The sequence below is a fragment of the Absiella sp. AM09-50 genome, assembly GCF_003433845.1.
GTDB lineage: Bacteria > Bacillota_I > Bacilli_A > Erysipelotrichales > Erysipelotrichaceae > Hoskinsella > Hoskinsella hominis.
Map to the genome: position 1 here is coordinate 1 of NZ_QVFI01000065.1, position 1,630 is coordinate 1,630.

Here is a 1,630-nt window from a genome sequence, read left to right on the forward strand (position 1 = left end):
AGAAAGACAACTATATTAAAGTCAAGTAATAAATTATGAAATAGTATGAAATATAAAATACTTGAAAATATAGTATTAGATCTTTGAAATTGTGAATGTAAAGATGTTGAAAAGAACTATCGTTAAAATAGCTCATTTCAATGAAATATGGGTTATTAAAAGTTTTAACTATTTAAGTGAATTTATATCGAATGATAGATGATTTGTTTCAAGATGATAAATAATTCTTAAAAGTTTTCTTACACAATGACCTAAAGCACAGAGATGTTTTTTGCCTTGACTACGTTTTAAATGATAGTAGTTATTAAATACAGGGTTATGGCGTATTACAGGTATAATGACTCTATAAAGTGTTGTCCTTAGATATTTGGAACCTTTCTTGGTTATCACTGTTTTATCGGCTGAAAATTCTCCAGATTCACTTATATATGGATTCACACCTGCAAATTTAATTAATTTTCCTGCATTTGAGTATTTACTAATGTCACCTAGTTCGGCTAAAATAGAAGTACCAGTAATAATTGATATTCCTGGTATTGATGTGATAGAAGAATCTTGTGTGATGGCGAGTTCTTCTATTTTTTTATCCAATTCTTCAATTTGGGAATTGATTAAATCAATACTGGAAATAACCGATTGAATGATAAAAGAAATAGAAACGTCGTGAATACCAACGGAATTAGAAGCTAATTTTTTTAATTCTTCTGCAGTAAAGGAATTACAATATTTAAAACATTTTCTTAAAGAACGAATATCTGTATGAGCAATCGTATAAGCATCACCATATTTTCTTAAGATATTTAAATAGGTAATGGTGTATTCGTCATGAAATAATGTGTTAAATTCAGGAAAAACGATGTCAATGTGCCTTTGAAGGACATTCTTCTTACGATTCATTTCGATGGTTAATTGTGTACGATAACGAGTTAATTCTTTGGCTTCCTTTAATTTCTCATCTTGAATAGAGATGATACGATAGTAATCCTTATCTAAGAGAGCATTGGTAATTAAAATAGCATCCTCTTTATCAGTTTTAACAGATTTTAAGGCAGCTTTTCTAAGGTTCTTAGTGGTAATAGGATTGATTAAAGCAACTTTGTAACCTTTAGCCAATAAATTAGTTTCAATATCGAAGTTATAATGACCGGTATCTTCCATCCCGATAAAAAGTTCATCTTTTGCGTATTTATTAAGTTCGATATAAAGTTTTTGAAATCCATTTTTATTATTTTTGAAGAAAAAAGGATCACATAAAGATTCGCCAGTAGCAGCATCCATGATATAGGCAGCATGTTCATATTTGGCGATATCAATTCCAACAAGTTTCATAAATATCAAGTCCTTTCTTACAATGATTTGTGATTGTGAAATGAGAGCCACTTCAAAGGTATCAAAAACCTGGTGTGTTTTGAATTCAAAAGACTCATACAACTAATAATAAATGCGATACGAAGAAGTGGTAAGATCCTTTCTGGAAAGTCAAAGCAATAAGGAGAAAAATACAAATCCACATTCACAATTACACATTTTATCACATCCTGAGGTGATACCAAATGACTCAGGAAGAAAGGAGAATTGGTATATTAGATTTATTACTCTTTGTATGAGTAACTTTAATATACCAGGAGAA

Annotated in this window: 1 protein-coding gene; it reads right to left on the bottom strand. The window is 29.7% G+C overall.

The annotated features are described in order from the left end of the window. Positions 1–168: 168 nt before the first annotated feature. On the bottom strand, positions 169–1,329 hold the full coding sequence (locus DW114_RS21060; RefSeq protein WP_117456299.1) for an IS110 family transposase: 1,161 nt from the start codon (positions 1,327–1,329) through the stop codon (positions 169–171). Positions 1,330–1,630 lie beyond the last annotated feature (301 nt).

Bases quoted from the DNA above. Each gene is read 5' to 3' on its own strand.
- DW114_RS21060 (WP_117456299.1), bottom strand. From the start codon at position 1,329: ATGAAACTTGTTGGAATTGATATCGCCAAATATGAACATGCTGCCTAT.